This is a genomic window from Micromonospora sp. DT15 (assembly GCF_049841475.1).
Classification (GTDB): domain Bacteria; phylum Actinomycetota; class Actinomycetes; order Mycobacteriales; family Micromonosporaceae; genus Micromonospora.
Genome location: NZ_JBNCKJ010000002.1, coordinates 505546 through 529292 on the forward strand (window position 1 = coordinate 505546; position 23747 = coordinate 529292).

General features: G+C 72.7%; 23 protein-coding genes. 6 read left to right on the top strand and 17 right to left on the bottom strand.

Going from position 1 to position 23747, the window contains the following annotated elements; translation table 11 throughout:
- Positions 1 to 5 precede the first annotated feature (5 nt).
- From ACLQ3F_RS06520 to ACLQ3F_RS06530, 3 genes are read right to left on the bottom strand one after another with little or no spacing between them, the layout of a single operon-like run.
- Positions 6 to 827 carry an SDR family NAD(P)-dependent oxidoreductase gene (locus ACLQ3F_RS06520; RefSeq protein ID WP_357206556.1) on the bottom strand — a complete coding sequence of 274 codons (822 nt, stop codon included), beginning with the start codon at positions 825 to 827 and terminating at the stop codon, positions 6 to 8.
- Positions 824 to 2155 (bottom strand): flavin-containing monooxygenase, encoded by a 1332-nt coding sequence (locus ACLQ3F_RS06525; protein WP_425847085.1) that lies wholly within the window; start codon positions 2153 to 2155, stop codon positions 824 to 826. Before ACLQ3F_RS06525 ends, ACLQ3F_RS06520 begins: the two co-directional genes overlap by 4 nt.
- A 55-nt stretch (positions 2156 to 2210) precedes the next feature.
- Positions 2211 to 2858: a TetR/AcrR family transcriptional regulator gene (locus ACLQ3F_RS06530; RefSeq protein ID WP_357206552.1), complete on the bottom strand. Its 648-nt coding sequence runs from the start codon at positions 2856 to 2858 to the stop codon at positions 2211 to 2213.
- Between the two features lie 57 nt (positions 2859 to 2915).
- Between ACLQ3F_RS06530 and ACLQ3F_RS06535 the strand changes: the two genes are divergently transcribed.
- From ACLQ3F_RS06535 to ACLQ3F_RS06545, 3 genes are all read left to right on the top strand, one after another.
- Positions 2916 to 4265 (top strand): MFS transporter, encoded by a 1350-nt coding sequence (locus ACLQ3F_RS06535; RefSeq protein ID WP_425847089.1) that lies wholly within the window; start codon positions 2916 to 2918, stop codon positions 4263 to 4265.
- 26 nt (positions 4266 to 4291) lie between these two features.
- Positions 4292 to 5446: a hypothetical protein gene (locus tag ACLQ3F_RS06540; protein ID WP_425847091.1), complete on the top strand. Its 1155-nt coding sequence runs from the start codon at positions 4292 to 4294 to the stop codon at positions 5444 to 5446.
- A gap of 231 nt (positions 5447 to 5677) precedes the next feature.
- On the top strand, positions 5678 to 6019 hold the full coding sequence (locus ACLQ3F_RS06545; RefSeq protein WP_091398247.1) for an RNA polymerase-binding protein RbpA: 342 nt from the start codon (positions 5678 to 5680) through the stop codon (positions 6017 to 6019).
- Positions 6020 to 6093: 74 nt separating this feature from the next.
- Here the strand turns inward: ACLQ3F_RS06545 and ACLQ3F_RS06550 are convergent, their stop codons facing one another.
- From ACLQ3F_RS06550 to ACLQ3F_RS06590, 9 genes are all read right to left on the bottom strand, one after another.
- Positions 6094 to 6612 carry an FxsA family protein gene (locus tag ACLQ3F_RS06550; protein WP_355007467.1) on the bottom strand — a complete coding sequence of 173 codons (519 nt, stop codon included), beginning with the start codon at positions 6610 to 6612 and terminating at the stop codon, positions 6094 to 6096.
- Between the two features lie 92 nt (positions 6613 to 6704).
- Positions 6705 to 7514, bottom strand: a complete 810-nt coding sequence (locus tag ACLQ3F_RS06555) for a polyprenol monophosphomannose synthase (protein WP_425847095.1) — start codon at positions 7512 to 7514, stop codon at positions 6705 to 6707.
- Positions 7515 to 7548: 34 nt separating this feature from the next.
- The gene (lnt, locus tag ACLQ3F_RS06560) at positions 7549 to 9246 is read right to left on the bottom strand and encodes an apolipoprotein N-acyltransferase (RefSeq protein ID WP_425847398.1); all 1698 of its coding nucleotides are present in this window, start codon (positions 9244 to 9246) and stop codon (positions 7549 to 7551) included.
- A 558-nt stretch (positions 9247 to 9804) separates the two neighbouring features.
- Positions 9805 to 11142, bottom strand: coding sequence for a glutamate mutase L (locus ACLQ3F_RS06565; RefSeq protein ID WP_425847097.1), 1338 nt, complete (start codon positions 11140 to 11142; stop codon positions 9805 to 9807).
- A complete protein-coding gene (locus ACLQ3F_RS06570) occupies positions 11139 to 11531 on the bottom strand; it encodes a hotdog domain-containing protein (protein WP_357223158.1) in 393 nt (130 codons plus the stop codon). Before ACLQ3F_RS06570 ends, ACLQ3F_RS06565 begins: the two co-directional genes overlap by 4 nt.
- A complete protein-coding gene (locus ACLQ3F_RS06575) occupies positions 11528 to 12292 on the bottom strand; it encodes an OAM dimerization domain-containing protein (protein WP_355007464.1) in 765 nt (254 codons plus the stop codon). The genes ACLQ3F_RS06570 and ACLQ3F_RS06575 overlap by 4 nt, the downstream gene beginning before the upstream one ends.
- Positions 12289 to 13851 carry a lysine 5,6-aminomutase subunit alpha gene (locus ACLQ3F_RS06580; protein WP_355007463.1) on the bottom strand — a complete coding sequence of 521 codons (1563 nt, stop codon included), beginning with the start codon at positions 13849 to 13851 and terminating at the stop codon, positions 12289 to 12291. The genes ACLQ3F_RS06575 and ACLQ3F_RS06580 overlap by 4 nt, the downstream gene beginning before the upstream one ends.
- Positions 13848 to 15413 carry an amidohydrolase gene (locus ACLQ3F_RS06585; protein ID WP_425847101.1) on the bottom strand — a complete coding sequence of 522 codons (1566 nt, stop codon included), beginning with the start codon at positions 15411 to 15413 and terminating at the stop codon, positions 13848 to 13850. Before ACLQ3F_RS06585 ends, ACLQ3F_RS06580 begins: the two co-directional genes overlap by 4 nt.
- A 4-nt stretch (positions 15414 to 15417) precedes the next feature.
- Positions 15418 to 16467, bottom strand: a complete 1050-nt coding sequence (locus ACLQ3F_RS06590; RefSeq protein WP_425847399.1) for a zinc-binding alcohol dehydrogenase — start codon at positions 16465 to 16467, stop codon at positions 15418 to 15420.
- Positions 16468 to 16620: 153 nt separating this feature from the next.
- Here ACLQ3F_RS06590 and ACLQ3F_RS06595 point away from each other — a divergent pair, with 153 nt between their 5' ends.
- Entirely contained in the window at positions 16621 to 18027 is a 1407-nt protein-coding gene (locus ACLQ3F_RS06595) for a KamA family radical SAM protein (protein WP_425847104.1), read from the top strand.
- 54 nt (positions 18028 to 18081) lie between these two features.
- Here ACLQ3F_RS06595 and ACLQ3F_RS06600 read toward each other — a convergent pair whose 3' ends face one another.
- Both ACLQ3F_RS06600 and ACLQ3F_RS06605 read right to left on the bottom strand, forming a co-directional pair.
- Entirely contained in the window at positions 18082 to 19143 is a 1062-nt protein-coding gene (locus ACLQ3F_RS06600; protein WP_425847107.1) for a hypothetical protein, read from the bottom strand.
- Positions 19140 to 19709 (bottom strand): RNA polymerase sigma factor, encoded by a 570-nt coding sequence (locus ACLQ3F_RS06605; RefSeq protein WP_425847110.1) that lies wholly within the window; start codon positions 19707 to 19709, stop codon positions 19140 to 19142. Before ACLQ3F_RS06605 ends, ACLQ3F_RS06600 begins: the two co-directional genes overlap by 4 nt.
- Positions 19710 to 19876: 167 nt before the next feature.
- Here ACLQ3F_RS06605 and ACLQ3F_RS06610 point away from each other — a divergent pair, with 167 nt between their 5' ends.
- Positions 19877 to 21049 carry a low temperature requirement protein A gene (locus tag ACLQ3F_RS06610; protein ID WP_425847112.1) on the top strand — a complete coding sequence of 391 codons (1173 nt, stop codon included), beginning with the start codon at positions 19877 to 19879 and terminating at the stop codon, positions 21047 to 21049.
- Positions 21050 to 21072: 23 nt separating this feature from the next.
- Here the strand turns inward: ACLQ3F_RS06610 and ACLQ3F_RS06615 are convergent, their stop codons facing one another.
- Entirely contained in the window at positions 21073 to 22017 is a 945-nt protein-coding gene (locus ACLQ3F_RS06615) for a polysaccharide deacetylase family protein (RefSeq protein WP_425847115.1), read from the bottom strand.
- A 232-nt stretch (positions 22018 to 22249) separates the two neighbouring features.
- A complete protein-coding gene (locus ACLQ3F_RS06620; protein WP_088989634.1) occupies positions 22250 to 22444 on the bottom strand; it encodes a CsbD family protein in 195 nt (64 codons plus the stop codon).
- A gap of 156 nt (positions 22445 to 22600) precedes the next feature.
- Here ACLQ3F_RS06620 and ACLQ3F_RS06625 point away from each other — a divergent pair, with 156 nt between their 5' ends.
- The gene (locus tag ACLQ3F_RS06625) at positions 22601 to 23212 is read left to right on the top strand and encodes a histidine phosphatase family protein (RefSeq protein ID WP_355007454.1); all 612 of its coding nucleotides are present in this window, start codon (positions 22601 to 22603) and stop codon (positions 23210 to 23212) included.
- Here ACLQ3F_RS06625 and ACLQ3F_RS06630 read toward each other — a convergent pair.
- Positions 23142 to 23648 (bottom strand): Lrp/AsnC family transcriptional regulator, encoded by a 507-nt coding sequence (locus ACLQ3F_RS06630; protein ID WP_112732312.1) that lies wholly within the window; start codon positions 23646 to 23648, stop codon positions 23142 to 23144. The genes ACLQ3F_RS06625 and ACLQ3F_RS06630 overlap by 71 nt on opposite strands.
- Positions 23649 to 23747: the final 99 nt, after the last annotated feature.

A 23747-nucleotide genomic window follows, 5' to 3' on the forward strand; every position in this document is an offset into this window, starting at 1 on the left:
GGCGGTCAGCGCTCCCGGTGGCGGTCGAGCATCCCCGCGGCCAGCGGCGCGGCGTCCAGGTCACCGGCGGCGAGCCGGGCGGCGAGGGTACGGCGTACCAGCCGGTCGGCCAGCGCGGGCGCGTGCCGGCCGACGGCCATCTCCAGCCGGCCGCGTGCGGTGGTCGCCACGTCCCGGGGCGCCCGCCGGGCGGTGGCGGTCCGCAGGATCGCCGCGACCACCCCTTCGACGGGCTCGGGGCGCGACACCCCTCGCAGGGACAGCCCGGCCTCGGCGGTGCTGTCGTGGATCGGTGAGGCGACCATGCTCGGGTAGACGACGCTGACCCCGACGTGGGTGCCCACCTCGTGGCGCAGCGCGTCGGCGTAGGCGACCAGGGCCCGTTTGCTCACCCCGTACGCGGCGGCGAGCGGCAGCGGCAGCACCGCCATCCGGCTGGCCACGAAGATCACCCGTCCCCGTGCGGTGAGCAGTGGGGGCAGCGCGGCGGCGGTGGTACGCCAGGCGGCGAGCAAATTGACCTCCAACTGCTGGCGGACCACCTCGTCGGGCGGCAACTCGGCCGGCGCGGGACCACCGACACCGGCGTTGTTGATCAGCAGGTCGAGCCCGCCGAGCCGGTCGACGGCGGCCCGCACCCCCGCCGGTACGGCGTCCGGATCGGTCAGGTCGCAGGCCAGCACCGGCACGTCGCCGTCGGAACGGGCGTGCAGGTCGAGCCCCACCACCCGGGCGCCGGCAGCGCTCAGCGCGGCGCCGAGGTGGCGGCCGAAGGTCCCGCTCGCCCCGGTGACCAGCACCCGCCGACCGGTCAGCGATCTCGTCACCGCCCGGCTCCGCTCGGGGTGGGGCGGGCACGGCGGGTCCCGACGCTCAACTCCCGGGCCAGCTCGGCCAGGTAGACGTCGAAGTCCACCCGCATCGCCGGGCGGCGCTGACCCCAGCGGGCGGTCGCGGCCCGCAGTTCGGCCCGGCACGCGGCGCGCTGTCGGGCCGGGTCCGGCAGCGCGTACCGGCCGGCGAGGTGCGCCGCGATCAGCTTCGCCTGCGCCTCGACCAGGGGGAAGGCGGAGCCGGTGGACTGCATCAACCCGACGAAGCTCAGCCCGGGGGCGTCGGGGTGGAACACGTGCCGGTACAGCGGCAGGGTGTCGGCGCCTCCGGCGAGCAACGCTGGGTCGAGGAACGGGATATCGACCCGGTAGCCGGTGCACCAGATGATCAGGTCGACGGTGTCGCTGCGGCCGTCGGTGAACTCCACCCGGTCGCCGTCGAGGGCGACGACGCCGGGTCGGGCCTCGACGTCACCGTGGGTCAGCCGCGACAGCAACCCGTCGGAGAGCGTCGGGTGGTCCTGCAGGAAGCCGTGCGTCGGCGTGGGCAGCCCGTAGCGGCTGGGGTTGCCGACGGTGGCGTTCAGCATCGTCTGGGTGATGCGTTGGCGCAGACGCCATGGCAGTCGGCGGGCCAACGCCCCGTTGAGGGTGTCCGAGGGTCGTCCCAGCAGGTACTTCGGTACCACCCAGACGCCTCGGCGCAGCGACAGCAGGGTGCGGGTGGCGGCGTACGACGCGTCGACGGCGATGTCCATCGCGGAGTTGCCGCCGCCGACGACCAGGACCCGCCGGCCGGCCAACTGCTCCGGACCCCGGTAGTCGTGGCTGTGGATCTGCTCGGCGGTGCAGGTGCCGGGGTAGCCGGGGTCGGGGAGGCGGGGCACCCGGTTGTGCCCGTTGGCGACGACCACGGCGTCGACGGTGACCTCGACCGGGCCCGTCGGGCCGCTGGCGGCCACGGTCCAGGTGCCGTCGGGGTGCTGGGTGACCCGCTGCACGGTGTGCCCCAGCCGGATGCTGTCGGCGAGGCCGAAGCGCGCGGCGTAGTCGGCGAGGTAACCGGCGACACGACTGTGGTCGGGGTAGTCGGGCCAGTCGGTCGGCATCGGGTGGTCGGCGAACTGGGTGCGACCACGGCTGGTGTTGAGGTGCAGCGTGCGGTACGCGGGCGAGTCCGGCGCCCCGTACACCCAGAGGCCACCGACCTGCTCGGCGGCCTCGAAGCCCACCGTTGCCACGTCGACGTCGCGAAGTGCCTTGACCGCGGCGAGCCCGGCGGCGCCAGCCCCGATCACCGCCACCCGAGGTGGTACGCCCATTGCCGCCCCCATTAATCCAACGTCTGATGGATAATCGTCGCGTGGCGGCGGCCCGTCAAGGGGTCGGCGATCCATAGAGCCCGTCGAGCAGGCGATGCACGAACACCCGGAACTCGCGCCGTTCCCGAGCGCCGGGCGCGCCCGCGGCCAGCGCCACCACATGCCCGTGCGTCGCCCACACCAGACTGCGTACGGTGATGTGCGGGGTCGGCTCGGCCAGCGCGCCGGTCGCCGCGGCGGCGGTGAGCAGCTCCGCGACCAGCCGGTACAACGGGTCGGCGTAACGCTGGTCCAACTCGGCGTGCCGCTGCGGTTCCAACCAGCGGCGCAACCACAGCGCGGTGGTCTCGGGGCGGTCCTCCAAAAAGTCGACGAAGACGTCGACCAGCTCGTGCAGGGCCCGTCGCGCCGCGTCCGGACCCGCGTCGAGAGCGGCACGGGCCTGCTCGGCGGCCTCGGTCAGCACGTCCCGCTCGGCGGCGAACACCCGGGCGAAGCACGCGTCGTAGAGCGCCGCCTTCGTACCCGTGTGGTGCGCGACAGTGGCGACGTCGACGCCGGCGGCGGCGGCGACCTCCCGCAGCCCGACGGCGTCGAAGCCCCGCTCGGCGAAGAGCGCGGTCGCCGCGGTGAGCACCACCTCGCGGGTCGGCCGGGTCTCGTCGCGGCGGGGCCGACCCGGGCGGCGGCGGGGCATGGTCATGGCCGCCATTCTGCCCCTAGAATCCAGCAACCGTTGGATTGCGGAGAGGATGCGGCGATGACCGGGCTGGACCGGCGGCCCGCGGCCGCCACCGAAACGACCCTGCCACGCGGCCCCCTGGCGGGCTTCGCGGCCGGCTCGCTCGGCATGGGCGTCTGGGTGACAGTGCCCGGCCTGCTGCTGCTCTACTTCCTCACCGACGTGCTGGCCGTCGCGCCGTGGCTGGCCGGCCTGGCGCTGCTGCTGCCGAAGGTCGCCGACGTGCTGCTGCACCCGTGGGTGGGGCACCGCGCCGACGTCGAGCAGACCCGACGCGGCGACCGTCGTCGCCTGCTGCTGATCGGCTGCGCCCTGCCGGTCGCGTTCGCCGCGCTCTTCGCGGTGCCCGGCGGCCTGACCGGCACGCCGGCCGCCGCGTGGGTGGCGGTGTTCTTCATCGCCGGCAACCTGCTCTTCGCCGCCTACCAGGTCCCCTACCTGGCCACCCCGGCCGACCTGCGCATCGGTTATGACGAACGCACCCGGTTGATGGCGTTCCGGATGGTGGTGCTGACCCTGGGCATCCTGGTCTCCGGGCTGCTGGCCCCGCTGCTCACCGGCGGCGACGCCGCGACGCGCGACGGCTACCAGCGGATGGGCGTGGTCCTGGCCGTGGGGATGCTGGTGGCCATGCTGGTCGGTGTCGCCGGCATCGCCCGGCTGCGCGGGTCCGCGCCGGCCAGCACCGCGTCCGGGCACGGCGGGTGGCGGGCGTTGCGCACGGCGCTGCGCGACAGGCAGTTCCGGTGGCTGGTCGCCGCGTACCTGGCGATGTCCACCACCACCCACCTGGTGCTCGCCGGGGTGCCCTACTACGCCGAGTACGAGTTGCGCGCCCCCGGCCTGACCACGGTGCTGGTGGCCGCGTTCGTGGCACCGGCGCTGCTGGTCACGCCGGCCTGGCTGGTGGTGGCCCGACGCGTCGGCAAGCAGCGGGCGCTGCTCGGCGCGCAGGGCGCGTTCGCGATCGGCTCCCTGGTGCTGGCGGTGGGCCGACCGGCCGGCCTGCCGGTGCTCATCGGCGCGGTGGCGGTGCTCGGGGTGGCGTTCGCCGGCATGCAGCTGTTGCCGTTCTCGATGCTGCCCGACGTGATCCGCAACGCCGGCGGCACCGGGGCCGGCACCTACACCGGGGTGTGGACGGCCACCGAGGCCACCGGCGCGGCCCTGGGCCCGTACGCGTACGCGCTGTGCCTGACCGTGGGTGGTTTCGTGGCCTCGACGGCCGGTGAGTCGCCGGTGCAGCCCGACGCCGCGCTCGCGGCGGTCCGCTACGGCTTCGGGTCGCTGCCGGCGGTGGCGATGCTGGCGGCGGTGCTGCTGCAACGCCGCTACACCCTGGACGCGACGGCCCGGGCGGCGAGCTGATGGGCCGGCACTAGACTTCGCCCTCGATGGACGCCCAGCCCAGCACCACCGAGACCCGCCCGTGCGCCCACTGTGGAGCGCCGGTGCCGCAGCGTGTCGGCGCGGGTCGACCGTTTCGCTACTGCCGCGACAACGACGGCGCCTGCCAGCGCGCCTCGCGCAACAGCCGGATGCGCCACCGCAACGCCCCCGGTCTGCCCGGGCAGGTGGCCCGCACCTGGGAGGCGGTGGACCGGCTCGACCAGATCGTCGAGACGTTGACCGAGTCGCTGCACGCCGAGTTGTCCCCGGTGGGTGTGCAGCGGCAGCTCGCGCAGGTCCGCGCGGAGGCCGCCAGCGAGATCGCGGCGGCGCAGACCGAACGCGACGAGGCCCGCGACGACGCCGAGAACGCGGCGGCCGACGCGGCGCGCGCCCGCGAGCAGGCCCGGGAGGCCCGCGCCGAGGCCGACGACGCCCGCCAGCGCGCCGAGCTGGCCCAGCGGCAGGGCGCCGCCGCCGACGAGCGGGCGCGGCACGCCGAGGCCGCCCGCGACCAGGCGCGCCACGACGCCAGCGCGGCCGAGGCGCTGCGCGCCCAGGCCGAACGCGACCGCGACCAGGCCCGCGCCGAGGCACGGGACCTGCGCACGGAGCGCGACACCGAACGGCAGCGGGTGGCCGACCTGGGCGTGGAACGCGACGCGCTGCGCGCCGAGGCCGACCGGGCCAGCCGGGCCGCCGCCGAGGCGACCGAGCGGGCCGGGCGGTGGCAGGCCGAGGTGCAGGACGTCCGCCGCCAGATCGAGCAGTCGCGCGCCGACGCGGCGCGGACCCGCGCCGAGGCCGCCGACGCCGCCCGGGCGCGCGAGCAGGCCGACCGGGCCCGCGACCGCGCCGAGGTCGCCGCCCGGCAGGCCGACGACGCCCGGCAGGAGGCCGCCGAGGTCGCGGCGCGGCTGCGCGCGGAGGTGGCGGCCCTCGCCGCCCAGCGCGACACGCTCACCGCCGAGCTGACCGTGGCCCGGCAGGCCGCGGCGACCGCCGAGGGTCACCGCACCGCCCTGACGGTACGACTCGACGCCGCCGAGACCGACCGGGATCTCGCGCAGCGGCGGGTGGCGCAGCTCGGCGACCAGGTCAGCGACCTGGCGTTGGCGCTGGCCCGCCTCGGCGCCACCACTACCAAGGACGCCACCTGACGATCGTGGCGCAACCTTCGGTAGGCTCAAGCGGTTAACCACCCCGGTGGCAGCGGACACGCACCGTCGTCCCGACCCGCCTGGGGATCACCTCACCGGGTGAGCGTCCCGGCCGGCTACCCTTGGTCCCGGCCCACCCGTGGACGCCTCACGCCCTCGGGCGGGAATGGCTCGACGGGGACGCACCGTTACACCCAGAAGACCAGCACCACGAACGAGGGGAAGTCGATCATGGGCGAGCGTATGCTGCGCGGAAGCCGCCTTGGCGCGGTGAGCTATGAATCCGACCGCAACACGGAGCTCGCGCCGCGTCAGACCCGCGAGTACCTCTGCGCCAAGGGCCACCAGTTCGAGGTGCCGTTCGCCGTCGACGCCGAGGTCCCGACGACCTGGGAGTGCAAGTTCGACGGCAGCGTCGCCCGACTCGTCGACGGCAACGAGCCGGAGCAGAAGAAGGCCAAGCCCCCGCGTACCCACTGGGACATGCTTCTGGAGCGGCGTTCCATCGCCGAGCTGGAGGACATCCTGGAGGAACGCCTGCAGGAGGTTCGGACCCGCCGCGGCCGCGCCTGAGCCGCACGACGTACGACGACGGCGCCCCCGGGGTTCTCCCCGGGGGCGCCGTCGTGTCTGTGTGTGGGGTGGTGTCAGTGCCGGCCGGGTTCGACGATCTCGCCCTCGATGGCGCGACCGCCGTCGACCACAACGGGCTGTTCCGGCTGCGGTGTCGGTTGCGGCGCACCCTGGCGCACCCGCACCGTGCGGGGCCCGAACAGGTCACCGGCGACCATCGACGACACCCGCCGCTCGGTGGCACGGCGCACCCCGACGCGGGCCAGTCGACGCACCGGCGGCACCAGCAGCAGCAACCCGACCAGCCCACTGACCAGGCCGGGCACCGCCAGCAACAGTGCCCCGGCCAGCCCGACCAGCCCGTCGGTCACCTGCCCACCCGGGGGTTGCCCGGCCGACGCCGCAGCCCGGAACCCACGCCAGGCGCGCATCCCCTCGCGGCGCAGCAGGACCAACCCCAGCAGGGACGCGGCGAACACCAGCAACACCGCCGCGCCGAACCCCAGCGCCCGTCCCACGCCGACGAACACCGCCAGCTCCAGCACCACCGCCAGCAACAGGGCCAACGGTACGAACCTCAGTCCTCGGCGCATCTCACCTCATCGCCATTCCTGCGGACACCACGGACGTGTTCCGCTCATCCAGCATGACACGGCCGCGTCCACGGCCACCGCGCCCGACCCGCTCACGGCCACCGCGCCTGGCCGGTGGCGGTGCCGTGCAGGCCCCGGCGTACCGCCTGGCGCCGGTCGCGCACCCCCCAGGCGGTGATCCGCCACAGCGCCTCGGCCACGATCTTCGGGCTCATCTTGCTGTCGCCGCGCTCCCGCTCGGCGAAGGTGATCGGGACCTCCACGATCCGTACCCCGGCCCGGTGCGCCAGCCGCGACAGCTCCACCTGGAACGAGTAGCCCTGCGAGGTCACCGACTCCAGGTCGATGGCGTCCAACGCGCTGATCCGGTACACCCGGTAACCGCCGGTGGCGTCCGAGACGGGCATGCCCAGCGCCAGGCGCGCGTACAGGTTGCCGCCGCGTGACAGCAGCAGCCGTCGCAGCGGCCAGTTGAGCACCCGCGCGCCACGGGTCCACCGGGAGCCGATCACCACGTCGGCGTCGCGGGCGGCGTCCAGCAGCGCCGGCAGGTCCTCCGGGGCGTGCGAGCCGTCGGCGTCCATCTCCACGACCGCCTGGTAGCCACGCTCGCGCGCCCACCCGAAACCGGCCAGGTACGCCGCGCCGAGGCCCTCCTTGCCCTGACGGTGCAGCACCTGCACGTGCGCGTCGCCGTCGGCGAGGGCGTCGGCGATCGCGCCGGTGCCGTCGGGGCTGTTGTCGTCGGCGATGAGGATCCGCACCGCCGGGGCGGCCCGCCGGACCCGGCCCACGATCACGGCGATGTTGTCGGCCTCGTTGTAGGTGGGGATCACCACCAGTACCCGGCCCACCCCGGGCACCTCGTCCGCGCGTCGGATCGTATCGGTCGCCTGGATCACGGTTCCTCCGCTCCCGCCGGCGTACCGGCTGTTGCTATCCGGGCCTGACCCGCTGCCGCCGGCGCAGCACCGCCGCGCCGACCAGGGCCGCCGCGGCCAGCGCGGCGAGCGCCACCTCGGGCCACCAGCCGAGGCGGGTGGCGAGGGTGCGTCCGTCGTCGAGCCGCAACTGCCGCACCACGACCTCCCGGGTGTTGAACCCGGTGGCATCGCTTACCCGCCCGTCGGGTGCGACGAACCCGGACACCCCGACCGTTGAGGCCATCAACGCCGGCCGTCCGTGCTCCACCGCCCGCAGCCGCACCATGGCCATCTGCTGGCGGGCCTCCGCCACGTCGAAGGTGGCGTTGTTGGTCTGCACCACCAGCAGTTGCGCGCCGCCGGTGACGGTGTCGCGGACCACCTCGTCGTAGGCGACCTCGAAGCAGATCACGTCACCGAGCACGGTGGGGCCGGCGCGTACCACGCCCGGGGTGCTTCCGGGCACGAAGTCGTTGCGGATCAGGTCGACCTTCTTGCTGACCATCCGGGCCACGTCGCGCAACGGCACGTACTCGGCGAACGGCACCGGGTGGCGTTTCGTGTACAGCTGCTCGAGGTCCGCGCCGGTGCCGGGGTGCCACAGGATGCCCGCATTGCGGACCTGCCCCGCGTCGGGGCCCAGCAGCACCGCGCCGACCAGGATCGGCGCGCCGATGGTGTCGGCGGCCTGGGAGATGCGCGCCCCGGCGGTGGGGTTGCGTAGCGGGTCGATGTCGCTGGAGTTCTCCGGCCACACCACCAGGTCGGGTCGCCGCTGTTGCCCGGAGGCGACCCTCTCGGCCAGTTCGATGGTGGCGTCGACGTGGTTGTTGAGCACCGCCTGCCGTTGGGCGTTGAAGTCCAGGCCCAGCCGGGGCACGTTGCCCTGCACGATCGCCACTGTCACGTCCGCGCCGGACCCGGCGGAGGCGACCGGCACCAGCAGCGCCCCGGCGGTCAGCGCGACGGCCACGACGGCCGGTACGGCCACCGGCGCCCAGCGACGCCCCGCGGCACCCCCGGCGCGTGCGGGGCCGTCCAGCGGGCTGTCAGCGCCCGGCACGGCGTCGCTCGCCGTGGTGGTGGGCTCGGGTGCGTGGTGCTGGGCGGTGACCCAGCCCTGCCAGACGGCGGTGACCAGCAACCCGCCGATGAGGGCCACGACGAAGGTGACCAACGGGGCGCCGCCCAGCGCGGCCAGCCGCAGCAGCGGCGAGTCGTCCTGGCTGAACGCCAACCGCCCCCACGGGAACCCGCCGAACGGGGTGCGGTCGCGCAGCGCCTCCTGCCCGACCCAGAGCAGCCCGGTCAGCGCCGGCCACGCCCAGCGGGCCCGGTCGACCAGCGGCGACACCCAGGCGGTGGCGGTGCCCAGCAACGCCACGTAGCCGGCCTGCAGCAGCGTCAGCAGCACCCACGGCAGGTAGCCGGTGTGCAGGTTCGTCCAGGCCAGCAGCGGGGCGAAGAACGCCAACCCGGTCAGGAAGCCCAGACCGGCGCCGGCGCGCAACCGCCGCCGGTGCGCGGCGGCGGCCAGCAACGCCACCCCGACCGGCGCGAGCGGCCACACCCCGTACGGGGGGAACGCCACCAGCAGGGCCAGCCCGGCGGCCACGGCCAGGGGCACGGCGACCCGCAGCGGCAGGGGCCGGCCCACGACGGCAGGCGCGCTGATCACCGTGGGGGCGGGTGTCTCATCCCGGTCCAGCATCGTCACCGCAGCTTCACCTCGATCACCCGGCGAAGGCTACCCGCCTGACGGTCCCGCTGGCCGGGCCCCCTGTTCGCCGATCCTGCACTTCCGGTGCCGACACAAGGGGCATTCCCGCCCACATCAACGACACAAACCGCAAGATCGCCGGGAGCGTGGGCGGGGGCATGAAATCGGGGCGCGGCTTTCGCCGCGCCCCGATGCTCCCAGGCCCTTCCCGGCCGGTGTGGCGAGGATGGGGCACGACGACCTTCGGACCGACCGGACGTGGACTGGCTGCCCCCGCCGGGCCGTTGTCTACTGGCCGTGCACCTCACCCTGCCCGTACACCGGTAACCGCGGCCGGTTCGCGCCGCCCCGCCGACCCCCGCCCGCTGGACCTGGCCGCCGCGACGATGACGCTCGAACATGTCGCTCGGCCAGCGGACGAAGGGACGAAGCGAACAACAGCCGCTTCCCGTGGTAGGACTCAAAGACGGTACGTGCCGACCCCCGTCGGTTGTCAACCCGCAGCCGGCCTGTCGTGTGTTGCGACACGGCGTGTCGGGTCGGCGAGTCTCAATGCGTACGCAGGTGCTCACGTAGCAGCGCCTGCGCGGCCGCCCGGTGCTCCTCGGCGAGCAGCCCTCCGGCGGCCAGCACGTAGTCGGCGTCGACCACCGCCGCGGCGGCGCGCGGCAGCGCCCACCCGCCGGCGTGGTCGGCCAGGACCGCCGTCAGCACCTGCCCGGACACGTCAGCCGGCGAGTGCCGCAGCACTCCACCGGAGCCCACCAGCATCCGCACGTCGCGCAGGTCCCGCCCGGCGCGCTCACCGGTGGCGGCGCCCCGGGCGTGCCGGCGCAGCGCCACCGTCGCGGCGAGGGTGGCGATACGCCGGTCCACGGACCGCTCGACGTCGTCGACGGCCAGGAACGCCGGGTCGGCCGCCCGGCGCGCCGCGGCGGCACCCAGGTCGTCGGCTTCGCCGGCGGTGAGCAGCCGTTCCTCGACGGCGGCCCGCACCACCCCGGGGGCGCTCCACCGCATGCCCAGATCGCCCTCCACGGTGCGGGCCCGCCACAGACTGCCGGCGACCTCCCGGCCCGGCCCGGTGGCCCGCTCGTCGGGCGTAAGCACCGAGTACACGTCGGTGGTGGCCCCACCCACGTCGACCACCGCCAAATCACCGCCGAGGGTGTCGGCGAGCACCTCCACACCGGTGAGCACCGCGTCGGGGGTGGCCGCCCGCACCAACCGCGCGAACCGGGCACCCCGCGACAGTCGTTTACCACCGATGACGTGGCGCAGGAACACCGCGCGGATCGCCGCCCGCGCCGACGCCGGGGCGAGCACCCCGATGCGCGGCAGGACGTTGTCGGCGTCGGTGACCGGCACCCCGGCGTCGCGCAGCAGCCCGGTCAGCTGCTCGCGCACGTCGGCGTTGCCCGCGTACACGACGGGCCGCCGCCACCGGGCCCGGGCCAGGCGGGTGGCGTTGTGGGTGATCGTGTCGGCGTCGCCGCCGTCGGTGCCGCCCACGAGCAGCACCACGTCCGGGCGGGCCGCCCGCAACGCCGTCAGGTCGGCCGCGCCGAGCCGCCCGGCCGCGACGTGCACCACGTGCGCGCCGGCGGACAACCCCACCCGCCGGCCGGCCTGCGCGGTGACCAGCGGCTCGTAGCCGATCACGGCCAGCCGCAACCCACCACCGGCCGACGAGCACACGTACCAGGGAACGTCGCGCACACCGAGCCCGGCGGTGGCCGCCGCGACCGCGGCGTCCAGGCCGTGCAGCACGTCGGTGCCCACCGTGGTGGGCGCCGACGCCGCGCCGACCAGGACACCGCCGGCCAGGTCCACCACCGCCACCTTCGTGTACGTGGAACCCACGTCGGCGCAGACCGCCAGGGTCACGACGCGGCGGGAACGACCACGGTGCCGGTCGCGGTGACCGCCACGATCGGCGGATCGAGGACCTCCGCGGCGGACGCGGAACGGTCCGGGCGACCCCGGCACACCACCGCGCAGCTCAGCTCCAGGGTGCGGCTGCGGCTACCCACCCGCGACACCCGCGCGGTGACCTCGACCACGTCCCCGGCGTGCACCGGCGCGTGGAAACGCACATCGGCGTACCCGGCGAACAGGCCCTCGTCGCCGTCGGTACGGATGCACACCTCCGTGGCGACGTCGCCGAACAACCCCAGCGCGTACGCCCCGTCGACGAGGTTCCCGGCGTAGTGGGCGTGCGAGTACGGCACATACCGCCGGTGCGTCACCGTCAACCCGAGCCGTGCGTCGGTCATGCCATCGCCTTCCGTTGCGTGATCAGGGCGTGCACGAGGTAGCTGGCCACCTCGCCGGGCGTGGTGCCCCGACCGAAGATCCGGTCCACGCCCAACTCGTCGGTCATCGTCTCGTCGAAGCGGGGACCACCGACGATCAGCAGCGGACGCCGCCCCGCCGGCATCGCCTCCCGGAACGCCGCCGACATCTCCCGGGTGTTGTGCAGGTGCGCGTCGCGTTGGGTGACCACCTGCGACACGAGCACCGCGTCGGCCTTCTCCGCCCGGGCGGTCTCCACCAGCTCCGGCACGCTGACCTGCGCGCCCATGTTGGTGACCTTCAACTCCCGGTAGTACTCCAGGCCCTTCTCGCCCGCGATGCCCTTGACGTTGAGGATCGCGTCGATACCCACCGTGTGCGCGTCGGTGCCGATGCACGCCCCGACCACTGACAGCTTGCGCCGCAACCGCTGCTTGATCACCGTGTTGACGTCCTTCGCCGACAGCAGCGCGAAGTCCCGTTCCACCACCTGCACGGCGTTGAGGTCGACCAGGTGGTTGACCCGCCCGTACACGACGAAGAACGTGAACCCGTCACCCATCGGCTTGGCGTGCACCACCATCGCCGGGTCCATGCCCATCTTGTTGGCCAACTGCACCGCCGCGCCCTCGGCGCGCTTGTCGTGGGTCACCGGCAGGGTGAACGACACCTGCACCATGCCGTCACCGGTGGTGTCCCCGTACGGCCGCACGATCTTCTTCGCGGCGTCGGCGGCGCTCATGCCGCGTCCCCTTCCAGGATGTCGGTGGCCGGGTTGCAGTAGTCGGCCTCGTGCGCGGCGACCCCGTCGAGGCCCTTGCCGCGGTCCGCGGGCCGCTTCATGATCCCGAAAGTGCCCTCGGCGATCGCCGTGAGCAGCGTCTGCTCACCGATGCGATCCAGCAGGTCCAGCGCCTCACCGAGGACCTGGTTGGCGCGGCGGCGGATGAACCCACCCGGCGCAGGCACGAAGTCCTCGTGCAACCCACCGGCCGCGCCGAGGACGTACCGCACGTTCTGCAGGGCGATGTCCCGGTCGGACAACCACGGCGTCACCACCGCCTCGGTCATCATCCCCACCAGCAGGATGCCCTGACCGGTCAGCGCACCGGCCAGGTTGAAGAACCCGTCGAGCAGGTTGCCCCGGAACACGTCACCGGTCATGTGCTTCGTCGGCGGCATCCACTTCAACGGCGCGTCGGGGAACAACTCCCGGGCCAGCAACGCGTGCGCCAACTCCAACCGGAACGACTCCGGCACCTCCGGATTGATCTCGAACGCGTGCCCCAACCCCAACTGCCAGTCCGCCAACCCCGCCTCGTGCGCGAAGAACTCGTTGAGCAGCTGCGACACCGTCACCGTGTGCGCCTCGTCGACGGCGTCGGCGGTGGTCAGGTAGTTGTCCTCACCGGTGTTGATGATGATCCCGGCGCGGGCGTGCACCTGCCGGGAGAACCGCTGGTCGACGAACGTGCGCACCGGGTTGATGTCGCGGAACAGGATCCCGTACATCGAGTCGTTCAACATCATGTCGAGGCGTTCCAACCCGGCCAGGGCCGCCATCTCCGGCATGCACAGCCCGGACGCGTAGTTGGTCAACCGCACGTAGCGGCCCACCTCCTTCGACGACTCGTCCAACGCCGCACGCATCAGCCGGAAGTTCTCCTGCGTGGCGTACGTGCCGGCGAACCCTTCCCGGGTCGCGCCCTCGGGCACGTAGTCCAGCAACGACTGCCCGGTGGAACGGATCACCGCGATCACGTCCGCGCCGGCGCGCGCCGCCGCCTGCGCCTGCGGAATGTCCTCGTAGATGTCGCCGGTGGCGACGATCAGGTAGATCCACGGCCGCTGCGCCGGGTCGCCGTGGCGCTTGACGAGGCGGTCCCGCTCGGCGCGCCGCCGGTCGATGCGCCGGATGCCCGCGCCGACGGCCTTACGCGCCGCCGACCGGGCCGACGTGGCCGCCCGCCCGGTCGGCTGGGTGAACCGCACCGACCCGGCGGCGGCCTTCTGCGCCAGCAACGTCACGTCGGTGCTGCCCTCCCGCACCAGGGCGTCGAACACCGGCACCGCCACCCCGTGGCCCAACCCCACATCCGCGGCGACCGCCTCGACGAGCCGGTTCACCCACGGAATGCCATCCGGGTCGGCGCCGGTCACCCCGGCCAACCGCAGGACCGCCCGCTCCACCGACACTGTGGTGTGGCTGCGGGCCAGGTCCACCACCGGCTGCCCGGCCCGACGCGCCAACTCCCGCGCCCGCGCCACCAGCACCGGATCAAGATCAAGCTTCCCGGTCATGATGACCCTTCCTCGTAGATGACCTCACCGCGCAGCACCAGACGCCGACACACCGGCAACGGCGTCGGGTCGTGCGGACCCCGCGCCTCCGGGTCCTCGGCCTGCAACACCGGCAGACCCCGCTCCACCCCCGCCGGCGTCGACCACACCGCGAACGTCGCCGGCGCACCCAACGCCAGGACCCCCTCGACGTCCAGGTGCACCGCCCGCCACCCGCCCCGGGTGTGCGCCGCGAACGCCGAGCGCACACCCATGCGCTGCGCCGGGTTGTGGTGCGCGACCGCAGCCCGCACCGACCCCCACGGGTCCAGCGGCGTCACCGGCGAATCCGACCCGAACGCCAACGCCACCCCCACCGAGTGCATCGCACCCATCGGGTTCGACTCCAACGACCGGTCCAACCCCAACCGCGTCTCGTACATCCGGCCCGCGCCACCCCACAAGCGGTCGAACGCCGGCTGCATGCTCGCCACCACCCCGTACTCCACGAACCGCGCGATCAACGCCTTGCTCATGATCTCCGCGTGTTCGATGCGGTGCCGGGCCGCGCGCAACCGCTCCACCCCCACCGTCCGCGCCGCCGCCGCGAACCCGTCCAGGACGGTGCCGATCGCCGCGTCACCGATGGCGTGGAAACCGCCCTGCATGCCGTGCGCCGCGCAGTCCAGCAAGTGATCACGCACCTGCTCGACCGACAGGTACCCGTGCCCGCAACCCTCACCGTCGCCGTACGGCTGCGACACGTGCGCCGTACGCGACCCCAACGCCCCGTCGGCGAACAGGTCTCCGCCGGCGCCGACCGCGCCCAACTCCCGGGCCCGCGCCGCACCACCCAGCTCACCCCAGTACCCGTACACCTCCGGCAGGCCCGCGCCGGAGATGCCCAGCAGACCGGTGAAGTCCTCCTCGTCGGAGATCTCCGGGCCACCGCACTCGTGCACCGCCGCGATCCCCAACGACGCCGCATGGGCCAGGGCCACCCGCTGCGCCCCGACCCGCTGCGCCCGACTCACCGACGCCTGCGCGGCCGCCCGCACCACGTGGTGCGCGTCGCGCCGCAACCAGCCCGACGCGTCGTACCCGGGCGCCTGCGCCGCCTGCGGACACGCCGCCAGCAACGCCGACGACACCAACGCCGAGTGGATCGACGCCTGCGACAGATACACCCGCCGACCACCGGCGGCCCGGTCCAACGCCGCGGCGTCCGGCAACGTCGGATCCGACCACCCCGACTCGTCCCAGCCGTGCCCGAGCACCACCGCGTCCGCCGGCAGACCCGCCGCGAACCCCGCCACCGCGTCGAGCAACTGCCCCGCCGAGCGCACCCCGGACAACGACAACCCGGACAACGCCAACCCGGTGTCGGTGGCGTGCACGTGCGCGTCGACGAACGCCGGCGTCACCAACGCCCCGCCCAGGTCCACCACCCGATCGGCCGGCGGCGCGTCACCGTCGGTCCCCAACCAGGCAATCCGCCCACCGGACACCAGCAGCGCGGTGGCGCTCGGGTCGGCGGGGCAGTGCAGCACGCCGCCGCGGTACAACGTCGAGGGGTTCGTCATGACCTCAGTCTGCCGCGATCCGCGCCGCGAACAGCTGACGCACCCCTGGGTCGGCCCGCAACAGCCCCAACGCCAACTCCGCGTGCCCCGGCACGTACCCGTTTCCCACCAGCATCGTCACGTCCGCCGCCAACCCCTCCGCGCCCAACGCCGCGGCGGAGAAGCTCGTCGCCATGGAGAAGAAAATCACGGTGCCGCCGTCAGCGGTGGCCAGCACCGCCCCGTGCTCACACCCCGGCACGTCCACGCAGACCACCGTCACGTCCGCCGGCACCCCCAACGCGGTGGTCACCGCCGTGGACAGCCCCACCGGGTCGCGCGCGTCGGCCAACGCCACCACCGACGCCAGGCCGGAGGCCGTCAGCGCGTCGCGCTCCGCCGCCACCGGCACCACCCCGACGGTACGCGCGGCGCCCGCCCGTCGCGCCGCAGCGAGCGACAGCGACCCGCTCTTACCCGCCCCACCGATCACCGCGACTCGCACCGGTGTCGGATCACCGCCACGCCGACGCTCCTCGACGTAGCGCGACACCACCCGGGCGGTCAGCGCGGGCGCACCGCACACGTCCAGCACGGCGAGGGACAACTGGGGGTCCTCGTCGTCGGGCAGCACCGCGGCGATGGAGCGCGCGAACAGGATCGCCCACCCGTCACAGGGCACCTGCTCGCTGCGCCCGTCCCAACGGGCCAACCCATCGGTGATCACCAGGGGCGTCAACGTCAACGACACCAGGGTCGCGACCCGCTCCCCCGCCCTGAGGCCCAGTGGGGACCGCCGACCGGCCTCCTCGACGGTGCCGATCAGCATCCCGCCCGACCCGGTCACCGGGTTCTGCATCTTCCCCCGGGTAGCGATGATCTCCAGCACCTCGGCGCGGACCGCGTCACCGTCGCCGCCGTGCTTCTCCGACAACTGCCGGAAGCTCGCCGCGTCCAGGTTGAGCCGCTGCACCCGGATCCGCACCTCGTTCGGCGCGATCGCCGCCGACGTGTCCAGGCGCCAGGCCGCCTGCGGCAGCACCCCCGCCGGTTGCACGACGCGGTGCAGTCCCACCGGTGACGTCACGCCGACCTCCCCTGTCCAGCCGCCCGAAGCCCCGGTCAAGGCTCGCGTAACGGGAAAACTTACGGCAGACTAGTTTCTGTACCGAATATTTTCCAGTAGCCTTCGGGCTTCGATGATCAGCCGCAACACCGAGGAGGGGCCGTGACCCAGACCCAACCGGTTGAGACCGTCCCTCAACCCCGTCACGCCCCGGTCGCCGTACCGACCGCCGGGCAGCCCTACGAATACCACCGCCGCCCCCTGGTCGAACCCGACTGGACCCGATTCCCCGGCTGGCGCCACGTCACCCGCGACCAGTGGGAATCCGCCCAGTGGCAACGCGTCAACTGCGTCAAGAACATCAAGCAGCTCCGCGCCGTCTTCGGCGACCTGATCGACGAGACCTTCTACGCCGACCTCGAAGCCGACCAGTCGGCAATGGCCACCATGTCCATGCTGGTGCCACCACAAATGATCAACACGATGGTGCCGTTCGCGACCCTCACCACCGAGGCCCTGCTCGCCGACCCCATCCGCCGCTACATGATCCCGGTCGCCTCCGACCGGCGCACCGACTGGCCCTCACACCCCTACGCCAGCCGCGACAGCCTCCACGAGCACGACATGTGGGTCGCCGAAGGGCTCACCCACCGCTACCCCACCAAGGTCCTCGCCGAGCTGCTCTCCACCTGCCCCCAGTACTGCGGACACTGCACCCGCATGGACCTCGTCGGCAACTCCACCCCCGCCGTCGACAAACTCAAACTCACCCTCAAGCCCGTCGACCGCTACGACGCCCACATCGCCTACCTCAAGGCCCACCCCGGCGTCCGCGACGTGGTCGTCTCCGGCGGCGACGTGGCCAACGTCCCCTGGCGCAACCTCGAGTCGTACCTCATGCGCCTGCTGGAGCTGGAAACGGTCCGCGACATCCGGCTCGCCACCAAGGCCCTCATGGGCCTACCCCAACACTGGCTGCAACCCGACGTCGTCGAGGGCCTGGAGCGGGTCGCCCGCACCGCCGCCCGCCGCGGCGTCAACCTCGCCATCCACACCCACGTCAACCACGCCCAGTCACTCACCCCACTGGTCGCCAAGGCCGCCCAGACCGCCCTCGACGTCGGCGTCCGCGACGTCCGCAACCAGGGCGTCCTCATGCGCGGCGTCAACGCCACCACCCCGGAACTGCTCGACCTCTGCTTCGCCCTCCAAGGCGAAGCCGGCATCCTGCCGTACTACTTCTACATGTGCGACATGATCCCCAACGCCGAACACTGGCGGGTCCCGGTCTGGCACGCCCAGCAGCTCCAGCACGACATCATGGGCTACCTCCCCGGCTACGCCACCCCCCGCATCGTCTGCGACGTCCCCTTCGTCGGTAAGCGCTGGGTGCACATGCTCACCGACTACGACCGTGAGCGCGGCATCTCCTACTGGACCAAGAACTACCGCACCTCCATCGAATCCGCCGATTTGGAGGCGCTCAACAAGCGCTACGCCTACTACGACCCGATCGACACCCTGCCCACCAACGGCCAGCAGTGGTGGCACGACCACCGCAACGACTGACCCACCGACGGCGGCACCCCCGGATGGTCTTGCCGGGGGCGCCGCCGTCCTCCGTCACCGACAGTCCAGGCCCTGGACGTATCCGGGCCGCAACGTCCCGGCCGCGATCTCGTCGGCGTACTCCCAGAACACCTCCGGCCAGTCGCCGGCCTTGTCCATGTCCCGCAGCACCCGCCACCCGTGACTGCTCCGCAACGCGTCGGCGGCCCGCCGCACCCCGGCCTCATCCCCACTCGACCTCGCCCGCTGCCACTCCGCGATCCACCCGCAACCCACCCGCGATGTCACAGCGGCACCGAAGTGGTAGGGATCGTAGATGCCGACATCAACCAGGGTCGCGACGTCGAAGCCCGGCGGAAGCGGCACGTCCGCGAGCACCTCGCCCGCCCGCGCCAACGCCCGCTCCGGAATGACGATCTCCGGCGGCAGCGCACCCAACCACGTACGCGCATCCGCCCGGACGACGTTCGCGAGAACCCGGGCGAACTCCTTCCGGGACCAGTCACCCCCGGTCTGCAACTCGACGAAGACCCCGTCACGGGGACGGAGCAACACCTCGAAGTCGCTGGCGGAATACTCGAACTGGTCACCCGGCCAGCCGTCGACCTGCACAGCCTTCGGACGATTGACGTGGAGCCGGTCGGCGTAACGGTCGGCGTAACCGTCAGCCGGATACCAGTCGAACTCCAACTCGCGTCCACCGTTGCGAAACGTGATGGTGCCCGTCTCCTGCGTGAACCCGTACACGGTGGTCGCCTTCCAGCCGGGCCGGTTGATCAGCAGCCGCGGATTCTTCTCCGCCACCCGCATCGCCACCGGCGAGTAGACGACCGGAGCACCGGCGCTGGGAGCCGAAGCCACCTCCCCGACCTCCTCGGGCTCGCCCGGCAGAACAGAGACGGCCACGACGCCGGCAAGGACCACGACCGCCGCCGCCACACCAGCGAAGCGACGCACACTCGGTCGCCCTCGCGGTGGTTCCACGAACCGATCGAGCGTCGACTCGGACATGATCTCCCCCAGGAGGGTCTGCTTCATCCCGTCGAACTGTCCGACGAGATCCAACCGAGCGGGATCGGCCTCTCGAACCAGCCGGTCAAGGTGTTCCTCGGTCATCTCTGGTCCTTCCGGGTCGCTGCGGTCAGCACGTCGAGTACATGTCCAGGCGGGCCGAGGTCGTCACCGACCAGTTCGCGCAGCCTGGCTCGCGCCCGCGACAGCCGTGTCCGCACCACTGTGGGACCCACCCCCAGCACCGCGGCCACCTCTCGCGGCTGCAAGCCCTCCCACACGGTGAGCATCAACACCTCGCGGTCCAGCTCACCCAGACCTGCCAACGCCGCCCGGACAGCGAGCCGCTCAGGCACCTCACTGCCCGGATCGGCGGCCACCACGACGGCGATCTGCTCACGTAACCGCTCACCCAACCGCTGCCGACGAACCCCACCCCGGTGATGATTGGCCAGCACCCGCCGGGCCACGCCGTACAGCCAGAGCCGAGCTTCACCGTCGGCCGGAATGTCATGCCTGCGCCGCCAGGCGACCAGGAAGGTCTCCGCGACGACATCCGCCGCGTCCTCGGGATGCGCGACACGCCGCAGCGCGTACGCCAACAACGGCTCAAAGTGCTCAAGATAGACACGCCGGAAGCGGTCCTCGTAGTACTCAATGCCGGAGCTCACATTCACTCCATGTCCGGTGGGGCCCCAACCGTGACAGCCCTCGAAAACCACCTCGCAACACTCGGCCCAGCAGCTGCCGGCACAGCCCACAACCACCCACGGCGCTCCCTCAGCGGAATCCTCAACCCGGGACCACCACACACCGCCGACGACTACCGTCCACCACCATGAGACACCCGCGGCCCGCTCCCAACACGGGCCCCGGCGACCGGGTCACACTCGACGAGGTCTTCTTCGACGTCGTCTTCGTCCTCACCGTCACCCAACTGGCCCACGCCCTCGAAACCCACCTCAACTGGGCCGGTTTCGGCAGCAGCGCCCTGATCCTCGGCCTGCTCTGGTACCTCTACACCGGCTACGCCTGGCTCAACAACCGCCTGCCACCACGACAGAACACCACCAGGCTGCTGCTCTTCGCCGGCATGGCAGGCTTCCTGCTCAGCGCCGTCGCCCTACCCGACGCCCTCACCGGCGGCGGCGCGCTCTTCGCCGTCGGCTACCTCATCGTCGTCGCCGTCCACCTCAGCCTGTTTCTGCACACCAACGCCCGCAGCGGCGCACTGCGACTCGCCCCCTACAACATCGGCGCCGCGCTCCTCGTCCTCGCTGCCGCCGCGTTCACCGGCCCCGCCGTACCCGCCCTCTGGGCCGCCGCCGTCGTCACCCAGTCCGTCCTGCCCTACCTGCTCCCCCGCCGCCTGTCCTGGACCGGCGTACCCGAGGCCTTTCACCTGCGCCCCGGGCACTTCGTCGAACGACACGGACTGCTCGTCATCATCGCCCTCGGCGAATCCGTCGTCACCATCGGCATGGGCGTACCCGCCGACCAGCTCACCGCCGCAACGGCCACCGCGATCGTGCTCGCCCTCGCCGTACCCGTCGCTCTGTGGTGGACCTACGTCGCGGACACCCGACCCGCCACCGCGGCCCTGGCCGCCGCCGACCCCGCCGCCCGCAGCCAGATGGCCGCCCGCACCTACGTACTCCCGCACTTCCTGCTGCTGCTCGGCGTCATCGCGACAGTCGCCGGTCTGCACACTGCCGTCGCCGGACCCGACGAACCGGCCACCGTCGGCGCCGCTCTCGCCCTCGGCGGTGGCGTCGCGCTCTACCTCGTCGGCATCGCCGCCGTACGCCGCGCCCTACGCCTGCCCATCCCCCCGGCCCGACTCGCCGCCGCGGCGGCGGCACTGGCCACCGTCGCCATCGGCGTCACCCTGCCAGCGACCGTCCAGCTCGTCACCACCATCGCCATCCTGGTGCTGATGCTGGCATATGACGCCCGACGGTCCACCCACGGCGACGACGAGAATGCACGGGTCGACGCGGAACGAGCGTGATGCCCCTGGCTGCCTCGGTCGCCTCAGCCGCCGGCCAGCACCTCGGACAACGGCGCCGGCACCAGCCCTCGCTCACGCAGCCCGGCCAGGATGTGCGGCAACGCCTCATCGGTCATCGCCGCGTTCGCCTCGGTCACATGCATGATCACCACCGAGCCGGGGCGAACATGGTCCAACACCGCCCGTACCAACGGCTTCCACGCCGTCGCGAACGGATCGCCACTGACCACGTCCCCGTCGACCACCGTCACGCCCAGCGGCGCCAGCGCGTCCAACGCCGCCGCGTCGTGGCACAACCCGGGAAACCGGAAGTACCGGGTCTGCCGACCGCCGTAGGGCGCAATCACCTCGAACGTCTTCGCCACATCGCCGGCCAGCTCGTCGACCGGCAACCGGGGCAGGTCGTAGCAGTCCGCCGTGAACGCCGCGTGCCCGTAGGTGTGGTTGGCCAACTCGAAGCGCGGGTTGCCGGCGATCCGCCGCGTCACGTCCGGATACCGCTGCACCCACTTACCGGTCAGGAAGAACGTCGCCGGCACCTGCTCCCGCTCCAGCAGGTCGAGGATGCGCAGGTTCGCGTACGACTTCACCCGGCCGGCCCGCAGGCTGGCCAACATGCCGTCGGTCATGTCCGCGTCGAAGGTCAGCGCGACCTTGGCGCCGCTGCGCGGCCCGTGATCCACCACCCGCGCCCTGGTCCCGATGGACGTCGCGCCCGGCACCGTGGCAACCACCACCGGCGGCGACGAGACGCTGGCCGACGGCACCTCCGAAGTAACACCCGTCGACGGCACCGCCGAAGAGGCACCGGCCGACGGCGCACCGGCCGGGGTGGACGAGGCCGACGACCCGACGAAGACGGGCCGGTCCGGCGGCGGCACCCGGGACGCCGTGCACGCGGCACCACCGACAACGGCCACCGCCGCGAGTACGCCACACCACAACGGACGAAGCCGACCTCGAATCACGCCGTCGATCATCCCAAACGCGAGCCACCCTCACTGCCCCGCCCGCACCCCGCCCCTGTCTCGCCCCCTGCCTCGCCGATCTTGCACTTGCGGTCGTCGGATTGAGCGGGCTGCCCAAAATGCCGCAACAGAAAGTGCAAGATCGGCGAGGCGTGAGGGCTGCCAAGGCAGGGGCCGCAGCGCGACGGGTCCCCGGGCGACTGTGCGCCCGGGGACCCGTGGACCGTTCAGGTCACTTCGTGAAGGAGTCCTTCACGTTGCGGCCAGCGTCCTTAACGTTCTGACCGGCCTGCTTGGCGCGCGCGTCGCTCTGCTGGCTGGCGCCCTCGCCACGCATCCGCTCGTTGTCGGTCATGTCGCCGACGCGCTCCCTCGCGGCGCCGGCCATCTGCTCAACCTTGTTCTTTGCCTTCTCGGTGAAGCTCATCGCGCCTCCTCGGTCTGGCGGTTGTCCTGGCTTGCTTGCCCGGTCTCCGGGTGCCGAAACCGGCAGTGCCGGTCGGCACATCCGCTAAAGCATCCTAGGAAGATAGGTAGTGGGAGGTCGGCTGTCGGCACCGACCCACGATGGTTAACTGACCGGATGGGAGAGCTCCTGCTGATCCGGCACGGCGAGACCACCTGGAGCGCCAGCCTGCGGCACACCTCGTACACCGATCTGGAGCTGACCCCCGACGGCGAGCGACAGGCCCGCACCCTGGCCGCGTTCCTGGCCGGCCGGCGCTTCGTCACAGTGCTGACCAGCCCCCGCTCCCGGGCGCTGCGCACCGCGCAGCTGGCCGGGCTCACCGTCGACGCCGTCGACGAGAACCTCAGCGAGTGGAACTACGGCGAGTACGAGGGTCGCACCACAGTCGACATCCACGACGACGATCCGCACTGGAACATCTGGACCGACGGCTGCCCCGGCGGGGAGTCCCCCGCAGAGGTGGGCGAACGGCTCGACCGGGTGCTGGCCCGCGTCACCCCGCTGCTCGACCGCGGCACCGTGGCGCTGGTCGGGCACGCGCACAGCCTGCGGGTGCTCGGTGCCCGCTGGATCGGCCTGCCCCCGTCCGCCGGTGGGCGGCTACGCCTGGACACCGCCACTGTCAGCGCGCTCGGTCACGAACACGGCCGGCAGGTCATCCTGCGGTGGAACCAGCCGGCTCCTCCGGCACCCGGGACCGCGACCGACTCGGTGCCGCAGAGCTGATCTTCGGCGGCCGGTTCTCGTACGGCGTGGACAACACCACTGTCGTCCGGGTCGTGACGTTCGCCGAGGTGCGGATCTCCTGGAGCACCCGCTCCAGGTCGGTGGGGCTGGCCACCCGCACCAGCAGCAGGTAGAAGTCCTCCCCCGCCACCGAGTAGCAGGAGTCGATCTCCGGCAGGTGGGCCAGCCGCTCCGGGGCGTCGTCCGGCTGCGACGGATCGAACGGCCGGATCGCCACGAACGCGGTGAGCGGCAGGTCCAGCGCCTCGAACGACACCCGGGCGGCGTACCCCTTGATCACCCCGCGCTGCTCCAGCCGACGGACCCGCTGGTGCACGGCGGACACCGACAGCCCCACCCGCTCGGCCAGGTCGGTGTACGACAGACGGCCGTCGGCGGTCAGCGCGGCGACGATAGCGCGGTCGATCTCCTCCACGGCGTGCAACCTACCGGGAAAACGGTCGCACGGCGACGAGGTACCCGAGTGGCGGACCGCGGTGGGCCGTGACGCACCCACCGCAGCCCCACCACCACG